Genomic DNA, 19,409 nt, shown 5'->3' with positions numbered 1-19,409 from the left:
CTATTTCCCCTTTCGATCACGTTGCTGTTGCTCATAAATTTGACGTGTAACTTTCTTAATATCAGCTTCTTCACGAATGATAAACTGCGCGCCTTCTAACATGCGTTCATAATTATTGTGAATTACTTGTGGTTCTTGTCGTCCTCCACCAGCTGCATCAAATATGGCTTTACCAATTGCGCCTAACACTCGCTCATTAAGAGGTAAAATAGCTTCTGGACCAGCTTCTCCTACCCCGTGTAATGCATTTCCTGTATTAAACAATGTCGGCTTATTAAACACGCCACCTTTTGCATGCCATTGAATATCGATTTTAGGAAGCCCTTCACCGAACCAATCTAATGGATTGATAGATCCCTTAATACTAAATTTAGGCTTCTTGAGCTTTGGCCAATTAAAATCGAATTTAAAGAATCCCTTTATAGCATCGATTGCTTTTTTAACGGCATCTTTCGCTTTGTTTATTGGTGTCTTAATTGCCGAATAAATAGAATCCCATTTTTCTTTGACCTTCCCAAGCAAATCACTGAACGAAAAGAATCCTTTGATTTTGTCAACAACAGTCTTGGCTATATCAGAAATTTTTGACCATATATTCGAAAAGAAGTTGGAGACACCTGTAAAAATTTCAACCGTCTTTCTTTTTATCGTGTCCCAATTTTCGACAATTGTTTTTACCATTATGCCGACTGGTCCAGTAACGACAGCAAGGATGGTTTTCCAGTTTTCCTTCAAGAAGTCGGCTATAGCGCCACCAGCTTTTTTGAAAACGCCAATAATAAAATCCCATAAATCAGTGAAGAATTCCGCTATAGAATCCCAGTTTTCAATAATTAACGGAACCGCTATGGTTAACGCTGTGACCGCGATACCAATTGGTCCTGTTAAAGCACCAAAAGCAAGTCTTAAAGCTGGTAAGACTTTCGAGGCTAGATTAGCAATGACCGGAATGAGTTTACCTAAAATCGAAGCAAAGCCAGCACCACCCTTACCACCACCAAACAAGGTGGTTATGGTGTATATCGCTGGACTGAGTGCGGTAAATGCACCTACTAATGTGCCAATAGCACCGACAATAGCTACAATGGTAGATGTTAACACTGGGTTTTCTTTTGCAAAACTAGCAATACTCGATACTACTTCGGCAATAACACCTAACAACGGTTCAAGTGCTTCTTTTACATCTGAAACAGCTTGTCTCAACTCTGTCATTGGATCAGCATTGACTTGCTCCGTCATTTTGTTAATTTCTGCTTGGCCTTCAGCAACAGTAATCTGTCCATTAGCCACATCATCTAGCACACTAACAATTGCGTCGCCCTGATCTTCCCACATAGTCCCGAAAATTTCAACGCCAATCGTTTCACGTAAAGTAGCATCTTCGATTTGGGATAACCATTGTGCCATTTCGGAAAATGCCTTTGAACCTTCTTCGCCACCTTTAGCAATCGCTTTCCCCCATCCCTCTAACTGAGAGAATAAAGCTTGTACAGCAGCACTGTCAGGAGGGTCTTTCGCTATCGCTAACTTTTCGGCATTCATGGCTTTAAATGAATTTAATTCAGCTTTGTGCGCTTCTCTTACAGCATCCATTTCGTCACTTAATCTCTCATTAAGTGCTTCTTTACGATTAGTATGTTCTTCTTGAAGTGCCGATAATTTCGCCTGATTCACTTCGCGTAACGCATCAATCTGTGCCTTATTAGATTCACTAAGTACCTTTAATTCCTCTTGTTTGCGTTGTTGAAAAGCTTCTTTTTGAGCGTTATGCCGTTCTTGTAAGGCTGCTTTTTCAGCTGCTTGCATTTCTTTTAATGCATTTTTCCGCTCATCAAATCCACTTTTTAACGATTCTTTTTCGTTTGCAATTTGCTCTGAAAGTTGCTCTTTTCGAGTATCCGTCTCTGTTTTAAGCGCTTCTTTTTTAGAATCCGATGCTTCTTTTACAGCATCTTTTTGACCTTTTATAACTTCAATTTGTTCTTTCCGGTCTTCTCTGATTTTTTCAAGACGTAACCGTTCTTCAAAATCACGTAATTCTCGCATTGCGTTCTGGCGATCCGCGTTCGTTTTCGCATTATTTACACGTAAGGTTAATTCAGCACGCTTCTGTGCGTTTTCTTGCTTCTTAATGGCTTTATCTTCAGCTTCGGTTTTAGCATTTAATGAATTTATTTGATTGTCTAAAGCTTTTAACTGATTATACTTTTCTTCATCAATAAGCTTCATGCGCTCTTTGTATTCGTTGTCTATGAGCTTTATTTTTTCTTGAGAGTTTTTCTCAAAAATTTTCAACTCTTCTTGTTGCGCTTTTTCAAGCTGACGTAACTGTTCTTGCTGATTTTTAGTTAATGTCTCAGTTTCAGCAGTTAATCTTTTTTCCAATGCTTTTTGTTGCTGTTCATAGCTTTTAACCGTAGCATCATAACTAGCACTTAATTTTTTTTCTAGTGCTTTTTGTTGCTGATCATAACTTTTAGATACAGCGTCATGCTCATTTTGTAACAGTTTATCTAAAGCTTTTTGTTGTTGAGCATGCCCCTTGGAGATGGCCTTCTCTCGATTACTTAACGATTTTGCTAGGGCATCTTCTTGCTTAGAAAAGTTAGCTTCCATTGCGGAAAGTTGTTCATCTGACATTTTTTGCGTATCACCAACAACATCACGAATAGCGTCCTTCATGGATTCTTTCAATCCGTTGCCCATTTCAACAGCGCGAATACGCCCTTCTTTCAAGCCATCTAGCAAGTTGTCGATATTCCAGCTTTTTTCTTGAGCAGCTCTCGCTAAGATAGTTTCAATCTCCTGAGCATTGTAGCCCGCTCGTTTTAGCTGTCCGCCATATTCGCTTATAATATCGAGCTGTTCAGGCGGGAAACCGATTTTCAATAAACGACTAATTAAGTTGGTTGCCTCGATATTGGATATACCAAGCGCTTTGCCAACTTCGTTCGTTTCTTGAATCAGTTCAGTAAAATCGATTCCACTATATGCTCTGGTAATGACAGCTGAACCATTTACTACTTCTTGATTAGCCGCATCTGTAGCATCTTTATTTAAAGCCCATTGCCTTCGAACTCCTTCGAGTGAGGCTTCTCCATCAACACCGTACGCTTCTACATCTCGCACAGCCTGTCTAACGGTTTCTCTTGATGATTCAGGTACATCAAAAGAAATCTTAATAGACGTATCCAAACTAGCGCTTTCTAACGCTGCTGATACTGCTGTGCCTACGCCAATAGCCGCAGTCGCTGCACCTGCCATGGATTTTAAGCTATCCCCAAGACCATTCACTTCTTGTTCAGCTTCATTTGCTTCTTGTCCCAATCGAGCTAAATCTTGTCGAACTTGTTCAACAGAAGAACCGCTGTCTAACGAACGAATGGATGCTCGCAACTCTGTTATATCACGACCTGCATTTAATGATGAGCGTGCGATTTTATCGAATGCAGTATCTAATTCTTTTGCACTGGCAGAACCATTTTGGATAGCACGTGTTAAATCTCGACCCAATAAATCAGAAAAATCACCAACCGATTGGCCAGTGACTGAAAATAAATTTTGTAATTGTCGTAAAGACTCCGTTTGATCAGCTTGAGCTTGCTTAGCACGTTGTAAGGCTTGTTCTGTTCCTGTGATGGCATTGGCTGCTTGTTGTTCAGCAATTTGATTACGTTTAAGCTGTTCCTCTAGTTTTTTTGCTTCCTCTGAATTTTCACCCCATAGATTTTTTGCACGTGCTAAAGTTGCTGTGGTTTCTTCTGTTTTACGTTTTGCCACTTCATAAATTTGTTGTAGACCACTCATTTTCGCTTCTAACTTTTCAGTCTCAGAAGCATTGTGTTTCATCTGTTCTTGCTGGAGCTTCATCTGTTGACGTAATGATGTTGTTTCTTTGTTCATTTCCGTCATTGATTTATTAAATTCTTGGTTAAATGCCTTGAAGGTTATTTTGACTTCATTGTTATTGTTAGCCATATACTCACTCTCCTATCAGGCTATTACTCCACCCATCAAACGCCAGTTTATTCGCATAAATACGCTCTACTGTTGCTATTGGACCATGCCAAAAGGTTTCTGGGTCGATACCTGCTATTAATACGTAGAGTGTGTAAAGGTCCTCCACATGCTTGATGATTAGCTTTGGTGGTGTTGTTTTTTTTTGGACTTTTTCGTTTGTTTGTGTAAAGCTTTAGCAAATTCATTCGATTCACTCATTAAATCAACAATCAAATTAGCATAAAGTTGGATTGTATCTGTTAATGAATAATGGTACATTTCTAAAAATTCATCAAAGGATAATCCAAGATTTTTATTGGCGCCAATTGCAGCTAGATAAATAACAGCAATTAATTTTTGCTCATCAAAAGCATTCAATAACTCAAGGGAAGCTTCTTCATCGGATTGAGTAATAAGTGTTTCAAGTCCCTTAATTTTCAGTAAATCCTCAAACAAACTCGATTCTAATAGGCCTGTATCATAACCTTTTTTCACGGCAGCGTTCGTTAAAAAGGCTGGATGTACTTTCTCGTTAACAAATCGCTTTTCGAACTCACCGTCAACTGTGACAATTTCCACTTCTTTTAATTCGACCTTTTGAATTTTCATGTGATTCTCCTCCATCTATTCAAAAATAAAACACCTCCAATTCGGGGGCGTTGGTTTGGAATAAAGTTTGATTAAAAGTAATTCTAAAAATCAGTTTTTATAGTAAATAAAAGAAAGCATATTGAATAAAAATTGATCAACATGCTTTCTTTTTTTGGTAATTTAGTATCAAGTTTTTATAATAAAATTTGACGAGTTTTTAGCAGCTCTTATTCAACTAAAGCACACCGTTAGCCATCCATGAAGCGCAAAAATCAGCTCTTCACCACAGAAAATGAAAGATGATTAAGTTCTTTCATGGGAGTTGAATAAGAAACGTGAAGCTTATTAAAAAACTTGCTAAACACTAACGGGTTCTGTTTTGAAGTACAAAAAGCAAAATCGCAGGTTAAAAATACAATTAATTAGCATATTAAAAGGTACTGCAATTGCAGTACCTTTTTTGTACAACTTGGTTTGATATTTCGTGAATCAAAATTTAACTAAAGAACCCCATTAGTTCAATAATAATTAAACAAAGCTACGATTTGAATTTGTACGGTTTTTATTAGTTGAAAGGAAGATTAAGTATCCAACAACGTTAAATAACATAAATGCAAGAACCCACCTAAATTTTAGTCTATTTTGGTGATAGGCATTTTTCATTGCCCAAATAGAAAATAAAATAAAATAAAGAAACCCACCTAAAAATAAACATAACATACTTGCGGTATGAAAACTTCTTCTTTCCGTTATCACGTACCAATCACCACGCCCACTTCCCGAAGGTAGTATCTTAACAAACAACAAATTTGATGTCCATATTTCTCGACTAAACTCATAATCGGATTTTGTATTATCTACATAATTAAAGACATTTTCAAGAGGTATATCCTTTACATTATAAATTTGAACCTTTGAAATTTGGTTAGTCTCGTGCATTAAGTGTGCTACTTCTTTTTTTTCAGTATTTGAAATTGAGCCATTGTTATCTAAACTATAATGTACTGCCGTAGATAAAAAGGAATTCTCGCTTAAACTATCAGTTTCCTTTGACTGAAGGATACCATAAACAATGGTTCCTAAAACAAGAAAACATAATGCTAAATAAAGTAGCCTATTGCTTTCAGCACCTTTTTTCAAATAAACACCTCCATTATAAGAGATGTCCAAAATAAGTTAAATATTACAACAGTTTATTTATCATCATTTAATGAACTAACCTGCCCCGTTAGTTTAAGTACATTTCTTCACAATCTTTCAAATTCAACATAAATATCTAATTGAAAATCACTTCTAACTAAAGAGATAATTGTTATCACTCTTTATTATAAACAATCAATCTTTTTTACAAAGCTACAATAGGCGGTGCTCATTAAGGTGTATCTGGTTCAGTTTTTTCAACTAATTTTCGTGTGAAGTTTGTATGCCAAGTTTCCGCAATTTCTGGATCTTCTAACTCAGCTGTAATCGCCTCATAGTAGAATTGGCCATGTGCATCAGCAACTGCACTAAATGCTAGTTCAAGCATCGCTAACTCTTCTTGGGACGTATCAATGTTGATGGTAAAGCCACCCGCATTAGATGCTTTAGGGAATGCGATTAATTTTGTGAGGTCCTCAAATTCATCTACCACATCAGCTGTAAATACAAAGTCTTTACCCAATGAATTGGAGCCATAACTATAGATACCAGGCTTTAAATCCTCATTAGATAAACCGAAATAGTCACGTAAAACTTGTACAGGTACATGGGCACTAACTGTTACATTTAGCTTTAGTGTAACGGTTTTCTCCGCAATTGTTGCACGACCACATTTTTTCGATAAAACGGTTGTCTCAGGTTCAGATGCAATCGTACCCACACAACCAAATTTTGTTCCTGGTTCTTGTTTGTTTCCTTTCATAAACTGAATCGATGCGTTTTTGATATTCCACGCATCAAATTGCTCAATTACTTGATTTGGCATTATAAGCCCTCCTCTATTAATTCTTCTAATGCGCCATGTAATTTCTCTAAAATTTTAGGCGTTGATTTCTGTAATGAACGATCACTAAAATGCTGTGCCCAGGGATTCGATGGTCCTCGACCTTCATCAGGGAAAACCAAGTAACCAAAACTACCTTTTTTATTGGCGGCTCCTCCCTTTGTTTTCACAACAAACCCCAAATTATGTTCCTCACTTGTTGACCAATTACTTTCTTTCGCGTGTCTCTTATTAGCAACATTTGAAACGGGTAAAAGATTGGACATTTCTTTTGTAGCAATCTCAATAGCATCCGTGTGTAGCACTTTGTTAATGGCTTTCTCAGCCCGACCTGGTAACGCCCTAATTTTTTCTTCCAAAGAAGTTAAATCATCAAATTCAACTAGTGACCTCATAATTCAACACACCCAGTTACAATTCTTCGTTGATACAAAAATACAACTCTATCAACATAGTTATCCGTATCTTTTCTTTTTAATCTTTGTTTTTGTGTACGTTTCAAAGACATACGAGGTATATGAGAAAGTTTTATAATAATATCAACAGTACGTTCGTCAATATCGTCACGGTTTTCTGAATAGTAATAGATAACTACATCTTGACTAATAGTCTTTTGATCATCATTTTTATTCATGTCACCTGTTTCATAAACAAAGAAATGATAGTTATTTTTCTTAAATTGCGCCTCTTCATCCTCTGCTAGATCATCTTCAAAAACAGGAATATCAAAGGTGTTTAACACTGTAAGTAAAGCGTCAATCTGTTCCTGCATCTTGGTTTTCGTTTTGCTCATGTACTCCCACCTCCTGTAAATAAAAATAGAGATACGTTTTTTCACGATCACTATCTACCTTTATGACATCGTACTCTGTCCCTTCCACAATGACTTTTAATTTACTTTTATCAAATTTGCGTAATTGAGGAGGGCAGAGAGTGCGAATTTTCAAGCTCAAAACAGCACTTAATACTTTTGCCATTTCATAATCTTCATCACGACACGACATTTCTTGATAAGCAAGCCGACCCATTGGAACAAATTTTTCACCGATTCGTTTTCTCTTCGCGGACCGTCCAGTTTCCTTCGTACCATATTGAATATAACCGTCGTTTAAAACATCACGGATCTTCTTGTTCGCCATCGACAGCCCTCTTTTCTAAAGCGACATGTAGTATTAGACGCTTGAGTTCATCTGCAAAATTCTTCTCAAATTCATCTGCTGCATTGTTATAAACATAGCGACAGCGCTCTAATAATAGCTCTGTTTCCCATGTGTCTAATCCAAAAGAAAAAGTCTTACTCGTCAATTTCTCGAAGTAAGACTTAGCCCTATTAATGATACGTTCTAATTCAGGATCTTCATCATCCCAGGTAATTCGTAAACGACCTTTTAATTCTTTAAGTAATTCAGGCATGATTATTCACCGCTTTTTAGTGCGTTTTCAGCCTCAATAGCTTCCTCTTTACCTTTTACTTTTTCGCCGTTGGACAACTCATAACGCCCGCCGCCTACATGTTTTGGGAACTCTGACACTTGTTCTCTCGGTTCTTCCTGCTTGGCAATCATAACTTCTGCTAGATAGATTTTTTTGTACTTAGGATGCACACCTGTTAAAAAATAAACACGTTCCTCATCTGCCGTAAAGCCTTCAGCTGGATATGTGTTACCAGCCTTATACATATGGCCATCATGTTCAAGTGCTTTAAATGGATTTACTACTTTTGCTGTGATCATACTTTATATCCCTCCTAGATTAAGGTGTATCAGGTGTATTTGTTGTGGTCGTGTTGTTGATAGCCATATTTGTAATATCAAATACGATGAACGAATCGTTATCAAGTGGACGACCATTTGTTAATTGACGAGTTAAATATAAACGTTGATCTTCAATTAAGCGTAATACGTCAGTAGATTCTAATTTTGTTTCACCAGCTACCCCCATGAAATAATCTTTCGGTTTACCGGAAATCATTGTATTCAATGGGACAGCTGGCGATTGAATGATTTCCAAACCAGGAATAGCAAAATTATTATGTGTCCAAGAACCGTCATCGCGTTGCTTTGCCCCATACGCAAATAATTTTGTCGCATAATCGAACGGATTAATGATTAATGAAACGCCCGTATAACTACGTGTACCGCCTTTTGTTGTAGGTGCCAAGATTTTTTCACCGATTTCTTGCGGTGTGAAAACATTCAAAGTCACTTTGGCTTTATCTGGATATGCGCCATTCACAATAGCACCTGCTAAATTTTTAATCATACCGATCGGTTGTTTTTTACCTGTCCCTTTAACAATGACATTTTCTAACTCTGTTGAAATAACTTCTGTTAAAAACGCACGTACATAACGATCTAACCATTCAGGTCCAAGTTCGAACATTGCTTTGCAGACAACTAAAAAGCCAGAAAGTTTATACATACCTTGCTCAATTGTTTCAAATCCGTGGTCAACCATTTCTTTGATTTCATCGCACACATCTCCCCAGAAGGCTGTTGTTGCCCCTTCCTTACGCACTACCCATTGCGTAGTTGCACCGACGCGCTGAAAATTAACGCGAGACAATAATGGATGGTCCATTGCTAAATCTTCGAATACGCGTTCATATACAGTTGGTGGTACTAATGTAGCTACACCGTCAAATGATTGCACATCAATTGCAGCGTTATAAAATTTCTTTTCCTCTGTCGTCAATGTACGTATGCCTCGTGATGCTAATACAGCATTGTCCCATTGTTGCTCGTTTGCACGATTGGCCTCGCGAATTGTCGTGTTCATTAAATCTTGGAAATGTAGCATATTACTTTCATAATTCTCAACAATTCGAGCTGCAACTTCGTTTGGATCAGCGCTTTCAAATGCTGCTTTTAAAGCGGCCACTTGAGCTTCTTTATTTTCGATAACTTTTGGTTCATTATCTAAATTTTTAATACCTGTCATATAAATGACCTCCTATTTTTGAGTAAAATAAAAACGCCTACTCATCTGAGTTGCGTTGGAATTTTGTTAAAATATTTTGTTTTGGGGCTGGCTCTTGTTTAAATTGAGCAAGAACACTATTTTTAAATGCTTCTGCATCTGTTTTGGTTTTGTCGTCATCGGCTGGGTCTTCCACAACTGTAGATGATGCAAAACCAATAGCGATAGCTTCATCTGCTGTGAACCATGTTTCATTGTCCATCATAGTAGATATTTCTTCTTTTGTCGCTTGAGCTTTAGATAAATATACATCAACAATAGACGCGTCTAGTTTGGTCAATAATTCAGCTTCTTTAGTTAAAGCTTCTTTGTTACCCCAAATGCCTGTCGAAGCATTATGAATCATCAACATCGAGCCTGTATTCATGTTTAATTCGTCTGCAGCCATTGCGATTATCGAAGCTGCTGAACATGCCCAACCATCCACAATAATTTTCACTTTTGCATTATGATCCTTCAGACGATTATAAATCGTAATACCGTCAAAAGCATCGCCGCCAGGACTGTTAATACGAACTGTAATGTTGTCAGTCGTTACATCTTTTAATAATGCATCGATGTCACTCGCTGAAATAGAATCGTACCACCAGCTCTCCCCAATATCGCCATAGATGACAATTTCAGTTGTGGATGCATTGATATTTTTTGCTGATAGTTGCTTTTTAATTTCTGGAATTTGTTCAGCATATTGTTGATTTTTAAATTGCTTAAAACGATTTTTCAAGTTAAGTTTCACCTCCTTTTAGTGCAGTCTCTGCATCTTGATAATTCTTCGTAACATGACGCTTATCTGCAATTTCATCGTTCACAGGCTCATGCCCCAGTTCTTCTAGAATATTATTGATTGTATAAACACCCATTGCGAACATTTTGTCAAAGGCGGTGGCCAATTGTACGATGTCTGTGATTTTAATTTTTGATGTATCGATTTTCAAATATGTCCGTTTGAGATAATCATCTTTTGTATAGGCCTTGCGATTAAATTCATCCTCTGTCATTTTAGCTGGCGGGTTGATGGCAAACATAATAAAGTTGTCCGTTTGTTTATCGATGTCCGCTAAATCACCTTTGAGTAGACCACGTGGTACATGAAATGCCATCGCCACATAATTAAAAATGTCATCTATAAGATTACTAATGTCTCGACTGTCAATTGTTAATCCGACTTTAGCGTCTGACATATCTTCAAGTTCAAAGCCTTCTTGTAGTTGGAAAGCAACGCTTTTCTTATCTGGATCAAACCAATTTTTCAATTGTGTTTCAAACATATCGTCAATTGCTTCTTGCGTTTTATCGTCTTGTGGTCTTAAAAAATCACCTTTTACTAATACACGCTTATTATTTTTAAGCTTGTAGTAACTCTTAGCTGCCTCAATCATTCTGCCATGAGATTCATACAAATCATTTATGACAGATAGAATTTTTGTATCAGTCAACTTCAAACGAATGACTTCGGATTCTATAAATGTCTTGTCCATCGTTAAGTCACCAATTTGGATACCTGAATATTTATTCTCATAGAATGCAAACTCTTCCACATTAAAGCTATCAGCTATATAGAAGTTGTTATTCTGCATAATAATTAAACAATCGCCATCATAGATAAGCTTTCTGATTGCTTTATGAAAGAAAGCAGTTGCATTTTGATTTTGGTTTGGTTGCACATTTAAAGCGTAGTACATGTTTCCTCTGTGCGCTTTACCTTCTTTGAATGTCTTAATTTCACATCTTGATAAGGCATTAGCGATTAAGTTTACACATGTTTCTACAGCTAGTTTCTTGTAATAATACTCAGCTGACAGTTCATAATAGCAATCTTTTAAGCTTTCTAATTGCCCTTTTTTAAAAAACCTCTTAACCCATTGCCACATACTCAATACTCTCACCTCCTAATAGCTGTATGTTTTAAATGCTTTTGAAACATTTTCTTTTGTGATAATTCGCTTTTCAGTTAATAAATTTTCATGCTGCAGCGCGTGCAAGAATGCAAAAAAGCCGTCAGTTTTTCGTAACTCCGGCTCAATTTTTTCATAAGTAATATTTCCTTTTCCATCTCGTTTCACATACGTATTCCACGTGTACCAGCGCATCATGAAATCATCTCCCCACAGTATCTTTTCATGTGAGAACATTTCTTCAATAACTGGCTCTAATATCGTGTGAGTTAGTGAACCTTTGCGCGCCTTAATAAGATCTAGCCCATAGTCTTTAAATTTTTCTTCTAAATGAGCAAATTTTACATGGTCCGCTGCAACGGTTTTTATCCGATATTTTTTCGACTGTTCAACGAACCAATTGGCGATTTTTTCCGGACTATTTGTTTCTTCATAAATAATAGTGGCTAGTCCTTGCTGCACCGCCAAATCAATATCAACTTTAAAATCATACAACTTTAAACTACGATGATTGATAAAAGTATGATGTATCCAAAAACGTTTTCCTTCATGTTTAAATAGCAATCCTACACCAACAAAATCACGTATATCTGCATAGTCAACTCCACCGATACATTCTAGCCCTGTAAGGTCTGGCAATGGTTTACTAGCCGCTTCTAACTTCGGCCAATCCGTAACTCCATTTGCGGACAACATAAATGGCATGTTCATACGTTTCGTTATAAATTCAATTCGTAAAGAAGGTCTAGTTTTTAAATTATCATACTCTAGCAGCATTTCTGATTTTAAATGTGGTAAAAAGTTGATTCCTGGATTCGCCTTTTCCCACATGGTCACATCATGCATTTCCTCTTCATCGTCAAGATGTGCAAGAAACGGGAACATTCGCGAGTTAGGAAGCTCTCCTTTCAAAATCATGTCTGCTTCAGCTTTAAAATCATCGAGTACACCACCACGTACATATCCGTCAGTTGTGATATAGATACGTCTTCCCAGTGGCACTTTACCAAGAGCTGAAGTAAATACTTTGATATTGTCATACGACTCATACTCATGGACCTCATCAAAAATTATCGCACCTGGACGCAATCCATCCTTTGTTTTGGCATTATTCGTATGATAAGTTAATATCGATTTTGATTTTATATGCTTAATTTCTTCTTTGGTCCACTTAAAGTGTTTCTTCATCTTTTCTTTACGATCATCTAAAATGTCGTATACATCATTAAACGAGGTTTTTGCTTGTTTTTCAGAGGTTGCAACAATGTCAACGTTATACCCTCTGACGCCTTGCTTTGCTATAAAGTATTTACTGATAGCAGCAATAAAACCGTTTTTGCCTGCCCCACGTCCCCACATTAAAAAGAATTCATTAAATACTAATGTCCCATCTTCATAGAAAAGTCCAACCATACATGCCAACACAAATAGCTGTGCTGGATACAGTTTGAATGGGAAATAGCGTTCAATAAATTCCTTCGCTTCTGTTATTTCATTCGTTTCAATACTTACATTTGGCTGTTGCAGCTTACGATCCACTAATTCTACAAGCAATTTGACATTTTCAGATACGATATACTTTCCGCTTCTGACACCGTTAATATAATCATCGATGTAAGGATGATATTTATAATTCGTCATCTTCATCATCCACATTCTCCATATCCGCTGCTTTCAATCCCAGTTCAGCGAGTATGCGTAACATTTGTGCGTTTGTCTTATTCAATTCAGCTACGCTATCATTCTTCTTTTCCACGTACATGCCAGGTACAACGACACCACGTTCATTAATATCCTCGATTAAGAGATTTTTAACATCCCAAAGGGCCATATAATCATCGACTAAATCAATGTAATATGATTGATCAAGACCTCGCAACTTGAGTTGATCTTTTAGATCCCTTTCAATCAGTAATCGTAATTTATTATGACTAGGTACTAATTCGATGGACGGTGGTGCATCGACTATCTCAACACGCACACTTTCGTGTGCACTATTTTCCTTTTTTTCTTTCCAATTGTATCTTTTATACCATGACTTAACTGTGTTTTCTTTCACACCATATTTTTCAGCAATGTCCTTGTATTTCATGCCTTTTAGCCAATCTTCATACGCCATTTCATGTTTCATGCATCCTCACCGCCCACCTTCCTTCATGAATATTTATGCACGCTTACATAGGGTGCAATTACTACGTGGAAAATCAAAAAATATTTTCTCCCATGAACCCTACCCGTTGAACGAATCCCTTAAAAAAGCCGAATTTTTTTGACCGGGGGGTATTTATTTTACGTATTTCAAATGCTGATCAGCGAAGTCAATGATGTACCAAATTTCTTCTGTCGAAATCGATAACAAATTACATGTGAACTGAAGTTTATCATGCGCTTTCAATTGTTCTCGTACCTTCTCAATCGTCATGTGCTTGCACTTACGAGCATTGACACAATCTCTTATCTGTTTGTATCGATAGTAGGCGTAACGAGTAAAGGCGTTCAGCATGTCTCGCTCATACCAATCACGACACTCATTTGTAGCTGCAGCATCGATAATATCTGTATCATATGTCCATGTGCCATCAGTAAGTTGCATCCCTACCACCTCACACTTCAGGAACCTTACCAAAATACACTCTCCAGTAATGGCAAGCTTTCTTTATTCGTTCTATATTTGGATGGAATCGAATCGATTCAGCAATGTATATTCCTCGTAGTCCATCTGGATTTTGTGTATTAACACTCATAAATTTCCCTTTAGGAAATACTTTTTTTAATTTAATCGCTTGATAACTATCCATAACAATGATTGTTACATTACTCTCAATCGCCTCGTCAAACGTCATGCTGCTACCACCTCTCATCCTGATAAAATTTATTCTTCTGCGTGACTTCTAATCGATCATGTACTTCGTTATGACACTTAATGCATAGGCATTGTAGGTTATTTAGAGTCAATGACAAATGCGGATGTTTCTTTACTTCTTTTAAATGGTGAACATTCTCTGCTTTGTGATAGCGACCAGCTGCTTTACATAACTGACATTCATAGTTATCACGCTTCAAAGCTTCTTGTCGTAACTGCATCCACTCATTTGATTTATAGAACTTCATTAGCTCACCAGTAAGGATATGCTGTATCAGTTCTTGTTTGCGTGCTTCATTAATCATTGTTCATCTCTCCGCAATTTAATTTTTAGCTACAACTGTTTGCTTGGTGGTTTAGTTGCCCGACGTAACCAAAAACCATCTGCATTAAATATCTCTTTCGCTAAATCATCTAGGAATAAATAAGGTTCTCTATGTTGAAAATGTGTAACTATATCTTTTAACTTCCAAACTTCTTTCTTGCGACGTCTTATCAATACTGCATCCTGACTAGCTATATCACGTGCTTTACGTAATTCCCTCAATCTTTTATAACGTTGCTTTCTAGCTCTACGCACGCTTTTAGATATGGTTTTATGCATGAACACACCACCTCTCAAGGCATAATAAAAAGCCATACCCGATTGGATATGACTTAGCTAACATCTAATATTTTTTCTTGATAGTGTATACCTATTTTTAACATATTTATTTTTAAACATTTTTCTAACGCATCCTAAGATAAATATCGCAATCCCTTTTGAAAACTATACATATTATATATTATAGAAAGGAGGGATATTTTATGGAATACTGCGGAGAATTTCGCGAAGAGCGTCGCGAACGAAACCCATTCGCTTTAGTCGTTGTACTATTCATTCTTCTGATTATTGTCGGCGCTACTTTCATGCATAGAGGTTACTAATACCCAATACCGCCTATAATGCTCATAACTACTGTAAGGTAATACTAATTTAACCTTACACTTTCAAACCTTTACTAAGGGTCACTATCCTCCGGGTGATCCTTTTAAATTTTCCTCTTTCAATTTTGCACTCAACTTCTCAAGGCATAAAAAAAGCCACACCTTGTTAGATGTGACTCAGTAGTGTTGACGTACCAGTGAACGTCTATTTAGTTGGAAGACTATAGATGTGAAGTAAATCTAATTACTCTACATTTACACTATACAATATTTAAAATACACTTAAAACGACATCTTTACGACACGACTATAATTGTAACCGCAACCCATCTGTACCAAATAAAAGTACTGACATCGAGTGAATCGCCTCTTTCAGATCCCTTTGTGCTGTACGTTCATGAACATTATGCAAATCTGCTATTTCAACGTATGTCATTTTTTCATCTTTTATATAAAAATGCATTAGTGTTTCATATCTTCGTACCGCTTCTGCTCCTAAGTGTTTGCAATCCATTTCATAGACTTTAATCATATTATCTATGAACCGCATCATAGCAAGTGTACGAGCTTCGCTTCTTTTTATGGATTCTAATGTAAGGTATTCTTTATCAGGAGTGATTATTTCCTCTTGCTCCCCATCTTCTAAATCCATATTCTCTTTCATTTCATTACAGTACACTTTTAAATGACGATAATTTTTCAACAATATTCTCGTATTAAAAAGCCGTCTATCCAATCTCTTAGTTTTTTCTTCTTGTTGAAGTTCATTAAACTTTGCAATGGCTACCTCAGCTATTGCAGCTATTTGTTCTTGTGCGATACTACTCATTAGCACACCTCCAATTATTATAGCGTGTTACGATGCTACGGCTTTTTTATTTTTAAATTTATTTCACAGGCAATTCACTATACAAATATAGCTATCACGACATATTAATAGTAATGTAAAGCTAATTTAGCCTTACACCTCCGAATCTTGTTACTAAGGGTCACTTCTATCCCAAGTGACCCTCTTATAGTTACTTTACTCAAAAGTACCCTATAGGATAGACATCGGTCTAGAAACAAAATGGCTAATTATAAGTATTGAAAAAATAATATTTACTATATCTTCACTCCACCTTCCTTTTTGTCCAAACAACTGTATTCGATATGAATACAATATTCTATAGAATAGGAGGTGAATATAAAATGGCATCATTTGTAATTGGAGCGAGAAGTCTTTTCAATTTTCGAAACGAACGCTTTTTCCTATTAGTTGAAGATGAAATTACAATTCCAGCTCAAGGTGTGGAGATTGATCCAGTTAATATCTATGAGATTGACCAACAAACTTTCAATTTTATCAGAGATGAAGGAGATACACCTGTGATTGTACCTGTATTTAAACTTCCAACTGTACCACCTGGATTTAAATTAGAACGAAAATGTATTTTTTCAGTAGATAATTCATACTTCGTAATCTATGATTTAGAAAATGGAACTGATAACAATGTTTTATTAAGAATCAGTGCAGCTTTATTTAACTCCTTGAGAAATTCTGGTGTTCGTGAATGTGTTCCTCAAAATTTCATTTAATTAATAAAATATCCAACCTGTCAGATGATGAGGTGTTGGAATTATATACGACGCTACGGTTTTTTTATTTTTAAATCTATTTCACAGGCAATTCACTATACAAACATGGCTATCACATCATAATAATAGTAAGGTAAAGCTAATTTAGCCTTACACATCCGAAACTTTTTACCAAGGGTCACTCCTATCCCAAGTGACCCTTTTTTATTGTCTTATCTCACAAAAATATATTTTTTAATGCCGTTTAACACCCCACTCCTTCTCTACAGCTAACATATTATATATTGTAGAAAGGAGGGATATTTATGGGATACTATGGAAATGTTGGTGGCATAAATGATGGCTGCTATTACGGTGGCGGACATCGTAATGGTTCAACATTTGCCTTAATTGTTGTTCTATTTATTCTTTTAATTATTATCGGCGCTACTTTCATGCATAGAGAGTATTAACATTTCAGATTTAATGGTCGCCTCCAACCTGGTGACCCTTTTATAGTTTCTTTGCTCAAAATGTGCAGTAACCTTTATATAAATTATTTAAACCATGTTACCAATTTTCTGTAAAACAGAACACCAATAATGAAGTTTAAATTATTAATTGATTGTAGCCTATTGCCCTTTACTTCATTTTTCATACGAATAAAATACTACAAATGGAGGTGAAAAAATGGATAACTGTAGTAACTGTAATAAACGTTCCTGCTTATGCGGAAGCCAAATAGGACCATTCACAGCCTTAGATCTCTGTGGAATTACTGGTGCTATTCCTGTAACACCAACAGCATGTAGTGGTCTTTGCGAATTTGGTTATATCTATAATCTAGGTGCTGAAACTGTAGCTGTAGAGGCAGATATTATTTTTGATTCAACAGGTATAGTTACACCGGGGATTACGCATGCTCCAGGAACCTCTCAAATTTTTGTTACTAGACCAGGAATCTACGAGGTTACTTTCATCGTATCAGGTGTTGAACCTAACCAATTCACACTATTTTTAAATGGTGCACCGGTTACGCAAGCAGTCTATGGTTCAGGAGCTGGTACTCAACAAAACACAGGTCAGGTAATAATTTCTATACCATCCAGCGGGTTTCTTACACTTAGGAATCATTCTTCTGCCGCAGCAGTAATCCTTCAAACTTTAGCAGGAGGCACACAAACAAACGTAAACGCTTCTATTATCCTTAAAATGTTAAGTCCAATTGTCTAGAGATATAAAACTCTCTTTATTTCAAAACTTCAATAGATTTCATAGTTAGGAGTGATTAACCTTTTGCGCAGGAATTACTCCTTTTTTCTTTTCATAATTATGCACTCTTCCTTTACTGAACGATATCTTTCGATTAATTCTCATATTGTTCAGAAAAAATATTTCACACACACTACCTTAAAACTGTAACGACCTCACCGTTATGGTTTTTTATTTTCAATTCGATTTCCTAGGTCATCCACTATACAAAACCTGCTATTACTACATATTTATAAAAGTGTTAAGCAAATTTGCTTAGCTCTGCACCTTTTTTAAAATTTATTGGCTTCGGGTCACTCTGCCTCAAGTGACCCTTTTGAATATAGTTATTTTTAATTAGATGGCAAAAACCTAGATATATTCATAGAGAAAGCATTTAATATAACACATCACTCATTTTTCCAATTTTCAATTTGCTAATTTCGCCATTTCCCTTAAGGAGATGGTTTTTTTCATCGTTTTACACACATTTTTATTGTTGTAATGTTTTCAACTTAAATTACATATATTCATTTTGGGATAGCAACCTGTTGCATTGCATCGCCCCAAGTTGTACTTGCACAACGCTATCCCGCTAATACATAATAAAAAGTTTGTTTGTTACAATAATCTTCATTAATGTTGATTTATTTATGAATTTTTTTTTTTATTTCATCCATACTATCCTTGTTTGAAAAATGGCGAGAAATTAGAAAAGGAAGTGTAGTATGGGTATACTTAGTGGAAATCCAAAAGATGAACCATTACATTATGGTGAAGTCTTTAGTGTCTGGACAAATCTAGCAACAAATAATGGCTTAATTGCCGGATATCAAACATTTTATAATCACGCTGGTGATGAAGATTCAAGAAAAATTATTGAAGATATCATCCAACTTTTAAGAGACGAAGTGAAACCGTTAGAAAAGGTATTAAAAACTAACGGCGTTGGCTTACCTCCTGCACCACCCGAGCGTCCAGTAGCAAGAATTGAAGACATTCCTCCTGGAGCAAAATTTAATGATCCAGAAATTAGTGCTGCACTGTCAGTAGACCTTGCTGCTGGATTAGTTGCATGCAGTCAAGCAATGGGCACTTCAACTCGAGAAGATATTGCTTTAATGTATGGTCAATTCCATGCAGCAAAAGCTCTACTCGGTGCTAAACTACTACGTCTTAATAAGACTAAAGGTTGGTTAGTTCCACCACCATTACATGTAGATTATCCAGAAAAATAATATTTATTAAATCTGACAAACCGTCTCCCCAGTATAAACTGGGGTTTTTCATTTTCCTCATAATGTTCAGTAAGTTTAATTTGATTTTTATTCGAAATCAGATACATAAAATTGTTGTATTTGCA

General features: G+C 36.3%; 24 protein-coding genes. 5 read left to right on the top strand and 19 right to left on the bottom strand.

Features of this window, described 5'->3' with window-relative positions:
* The 18 genes from ABH968_RS01220 to ABH968_RS01135 form a co-directional block, all read right to left on the bottom strand.
* Complete coding sequence (locus ABH968_RS01220) at nucleotides 1-3,978, bottom strand: tape measure protein (protein WP_370041825.1); 3,978 nt, start codon at nucleotides 3,976-3,978, stop codon at nucleotides 1-3.
* A gap of 159 nt (nucleotides 3,979-4,137) precedes the next feature.
* On the bottom strand, nucleotides 4,138-4,608 hold the full coding sequence (locus tag ABH968_RS01215) for a hypothetical protein (RefSeq protein ID WP_370041824.1): 471 nt from the start codon (nucleotides 4,606-4,608) through the stop codon (nucleotides 4,138-4,140).
* A 510-nt stretch (nucleotides 4,609-5,118) separates the two neighbouring features.
* Nucleotides 5,119-5,730: a hypothetical protein gene (locus tag ABH968_RS01210; protein WP_370041822.1), complete on the bottom strand. Its 612-nt coding sequence runs from the start codon at nucleotides 5,728-5,730 to the stop codon at nucleotides 5,119-5,121.
* 232 nt (nucleotides 5,731-5,962) lie between these two features.
* Nucleotides 5,963-6,556 carry a phage tail protein gene (locus ABH968_RS01205; RefSeq protein WP_370041820.1) on the bottom strand — a complete coding sequence of 198 codons (594 nt, stop codon included), beginning with the start codon at nucleotides 6,554-6,556 and terminating at the stop codon, nucleotides 5,963-5,965.
* A complete protein-coding gene (locus ABH968_RS01200) occupies nucleotides 6,556-6,969 on the bottom strand; it encodes a hypothetical protein (protein ID WP_370041818.1) in 414 nt (137 codons plus the stop codon). The genes ABH968_RS01205 and ABH968_RS01200 overlap by 1 nt, the downstream gene beginning before the upstream one ends.
* Entirely contained in the window at nucleotides 6,966-7,367 is a 402-nt protein-coding gene (locus ABH968_RS01195; RefSeq protein WP_370041816.1) for a hypothetical protein, read from the bottom strand. Before ABH968_RS01195 ends, ABH968_RS01200 begins: the two co-directional genes overlap by 4 nt.
* A complete protein-coding gene (locus tag ABH968_RS01190) occupies nucleotides 7,330-7,713 on the bottom strand; it encodes a phage head-tail adapter protein (protein WP_370041814.1) in 384 nt (127 codons plus the stop codon). The genes ABH968_RS01195 and ABH968_RS01190 overlap by 38 nt, the downstream gene beginning before the upstream one ends.
* Nucleotides 7,691-7,987 carry a phage head-tail connector protein gene (locus ABH968_RS01185; RefSeq protein ID WP_370041812.1) on the bottom strand — a complete coding sequence of 99 codons (297 nt, stop codon included), beginning with the start codon at nucleotides 7,985-7,987 and terminating at the stop codon, nucleotides 7,691-7,693. Before ABH968_RS01185 ends, ABH968_RS01190 begins: the two co-directional genes overlap by 23 nt.
* Nucleotides 7,988-7,989: 2 nt before the next feature.
* Nucleotides 7,990-8,307, bottom strand: coding sequence for a hypothetical protein (locus ABH968_RS01180; RefSeq protein ID WP_370041810.1), 318 nt, complete (start codon nucleotides 8,305-8,307; stop codon nucleotides 7,990-7,992).
* Between the two features lie 19 nt (nucleotides 8,308-8,326).
* Nucleotides 8,327-9,514, bottom strand: coding sequence for a phage major capsid protein (locus tag ABH968_RS01175; protein ID WP_370041808.1), 1,188 nt, complete (start codon nucleotides 9,512-9,514; stop codon nucleotides 8,327-8,329).
* Between the two features lie 37 nt (nucleotides 9,515-9,551).
* A complete protein-coding gene (locus ABH968_RS01170) occupies nucleotides 9,552-10,277 on the bottom strand; it encodes a head maturation protease, ClpP-related (RefSeq protein WP_370041806.1) in 726 nt (241 codons plus the stop codon).
* A 1-nt stretch (nucleotide 10,278) separates the two neighbouring features.
* A complete protein-coding gene (locus tag ABH968_RS01165; RefSeq protein WP_370041804.1) occupies nucleotides 10,279-11,430 on the bottom strand; it encodes a phage portal protein in 1,152 nt (383 codons plus the stop codon).
* 12 nt (nucleotides 11,431-11,442) lie between these two features.
* Nucleotides 11,443-13,098: a terminase TerL endonuclease subunit gene (locus tag ABH968_RS01160; protein WP_370041802.1), complete on the bottom strand. Its 1,656-nt coding sequence runs from the start codon at nucleotides 13,096-13,098 to the stop codon at nucleotides 11,443-11,445.
* Nucleotides 13,076-13,579: a helix-turn-helix domain-containing protein gene (locus ABH968_RS01155; RefSeq protein WP_075807304.1), complete on the bottom strand. Its 504-nt coding sequence runs from the start codon at nucleotides 13,577-13,579 to the stop codon at nucleotides 13,076-13,078. Before ABH968_RS01155 ends, ABH968_RS01160 begins: the two co-directional genes overlap by 23 nt.
* A gap of 153 nt (nucleotides 13,580-13,732) precedes the next feature.
* The gene (locus ABH968_RS01150; RefSeq protein ID WP_370041800.1) at nucleotides 13,733-14,041 is read right to left on the bottom strand and encodes a hypothetical protein; all 309 of its coding nucleotides are present in this window, start codon (nucleotides 14,039-14,041) and stop codon (nucleotides 13,733-13,735) included.
* Nucleotides 14,042-14,051: 10 nt separating this feature from the next.
* Nucleotides 14,052-14,291: a hypothetical protein gene (locus ABH968_RS01145; RefSeq protein WP_370041798.1), complete on the bottom strand. Its 240-nt coding sequence runs from the start codon at nucleotides 14,289-14,291 to the stop codon at nucleotides 14,052-14,054.
* Nucleotides 14,292-14,295: 4 nt separating this feature from the next.
* On the bottom strand, nucleotides 14,296-14,559 hold the full coding sequence (locus ABH968_RS01140; protein ID WP_370042169.1) for an HNH endonuclease: 264 nt from the start codon (nucleotides 14,557-14,559) through the stop codon (nucleotides 14,296-14,298).
* An 86-nt stretch (nucleotides 14,560-14,645) separates the two neighbouring features.
* Nucleotides 14,646-14,915 carry a hypothetical protein gene (locus ABH968_RS01135; RefSeq protein WP_370041796.1) on the bottom strand — a complete coding sequence of 90 codons (270 nt, stop codon included), beginning with the start codon at nucleotides 14,913-14,915 and terminating at the stop codon, nucleotides 14,646-14,648.
* A 203-nt stretch (nucleotides 14,916-15,118) separates the two neighbouring features.
* On the opposite strand from ABH968_RS01135, the gene ABH968_RS01130 reads away from it, so the two are divergent.
* The gene (locus ABH968_RS01130; RefSeq protein ID WP_370041794.1) at nucleotides 15,119-15,238 is read left to right on the top strand and encodes a YjcZ family sporulation protein; all 120 of its coding nucleotides are present in this window, start codon (nucleotides 15,119-15,121) and stop codon (nucleotides 15,236-15,238) included.
* A gap of 307 nt (nucleotides 15,239-15,545) precedes the next feature.
* Here the strand turns inward: ABH968_RS01130 and ABH968_RS01125 are convergent, their stop codons facing one another.
* Entirely contained in the window at nucleotides 15,546-16,067 is a 522-nt protein-coding gene (locus tag ABH968_RS01125; protein WP_370041792.1) for a hypothetical protein, read from the bottom strand.
* A gap of 362 nt (nucleotides 16,068-16,429) precedes the next feature.
* On the opposite strand from ABH968_RS01125, the gene ABH968_RS01120 reads away from it, so the two are divergent.
* From ABH968_RS01120 to ABH968_RS01105, 4 genes are all read left to right on the top strand, one after another.
* Nucleotides 16,430-16,816, top strand: coding sequence for a spore coat protein (locus tag ABH968_RS01120; RefSeq protein WP_370041790.1), 387 nt, complete (start codon nucleotides 16,430-16,432; stop codon nucleotides 16,814-16,816).
* Between the two features lie 305 nt (nucleotides 16,817-17,121).
* Nucleotides 17,122-17,268 carry a YjcZ family sporulation protein gene (locus ABH968_RS01115; protein ID WP_370041788.1) on the top strand — a complete coding sequence of 49 codons (147 nt, stop codon included), beginning with the start codon at nucleotides 17,122-17,124 and terminating at the stop codon, nucleotides 17,266-17,268.
* A 217-nt stretch (nucleotides 17,269-17,485) separates the two neighbouring features.
* Nucleotides 17,486-18,028, top strand: coding sequence for a collagen-like protein (locus ABH968_RS01110; RefSeq protein WP_370041786.1), 543 nt, complete (start codon nucleotides 17,486-17,488; stop codon nucleotides 18,026-18,028).
* 746 nt (nucleotides 18,029-18,774) lie between these two features.
* Entirely contained in the window at nucleotides 18,775-19,284 is a 510-nt protein-coding gene (locus ABH968_RS01105; RefSeq protein ID WP_370041784.1) for a DUF3231 family protein, read from the top strand.
* Nucleotides 19,285-19,409 lie beyond the last annotated feature (125 nt).

Origin of the sequence: Lysinibacillus sp. RC79, assembly GCF_041262405.1 — a bacterium.
In the GTDB taxonomy this organism is placed as follows: Bacteria; Bacillota; Bacilli; order Bacillales_A; family Planococcaceae; genus Lysinibacillus.
The sequence above is the reverse complement of the archived record's forward strand: the minus strand, read 5'-3'. Positions and strand labels throughout refer to the sequence as shown.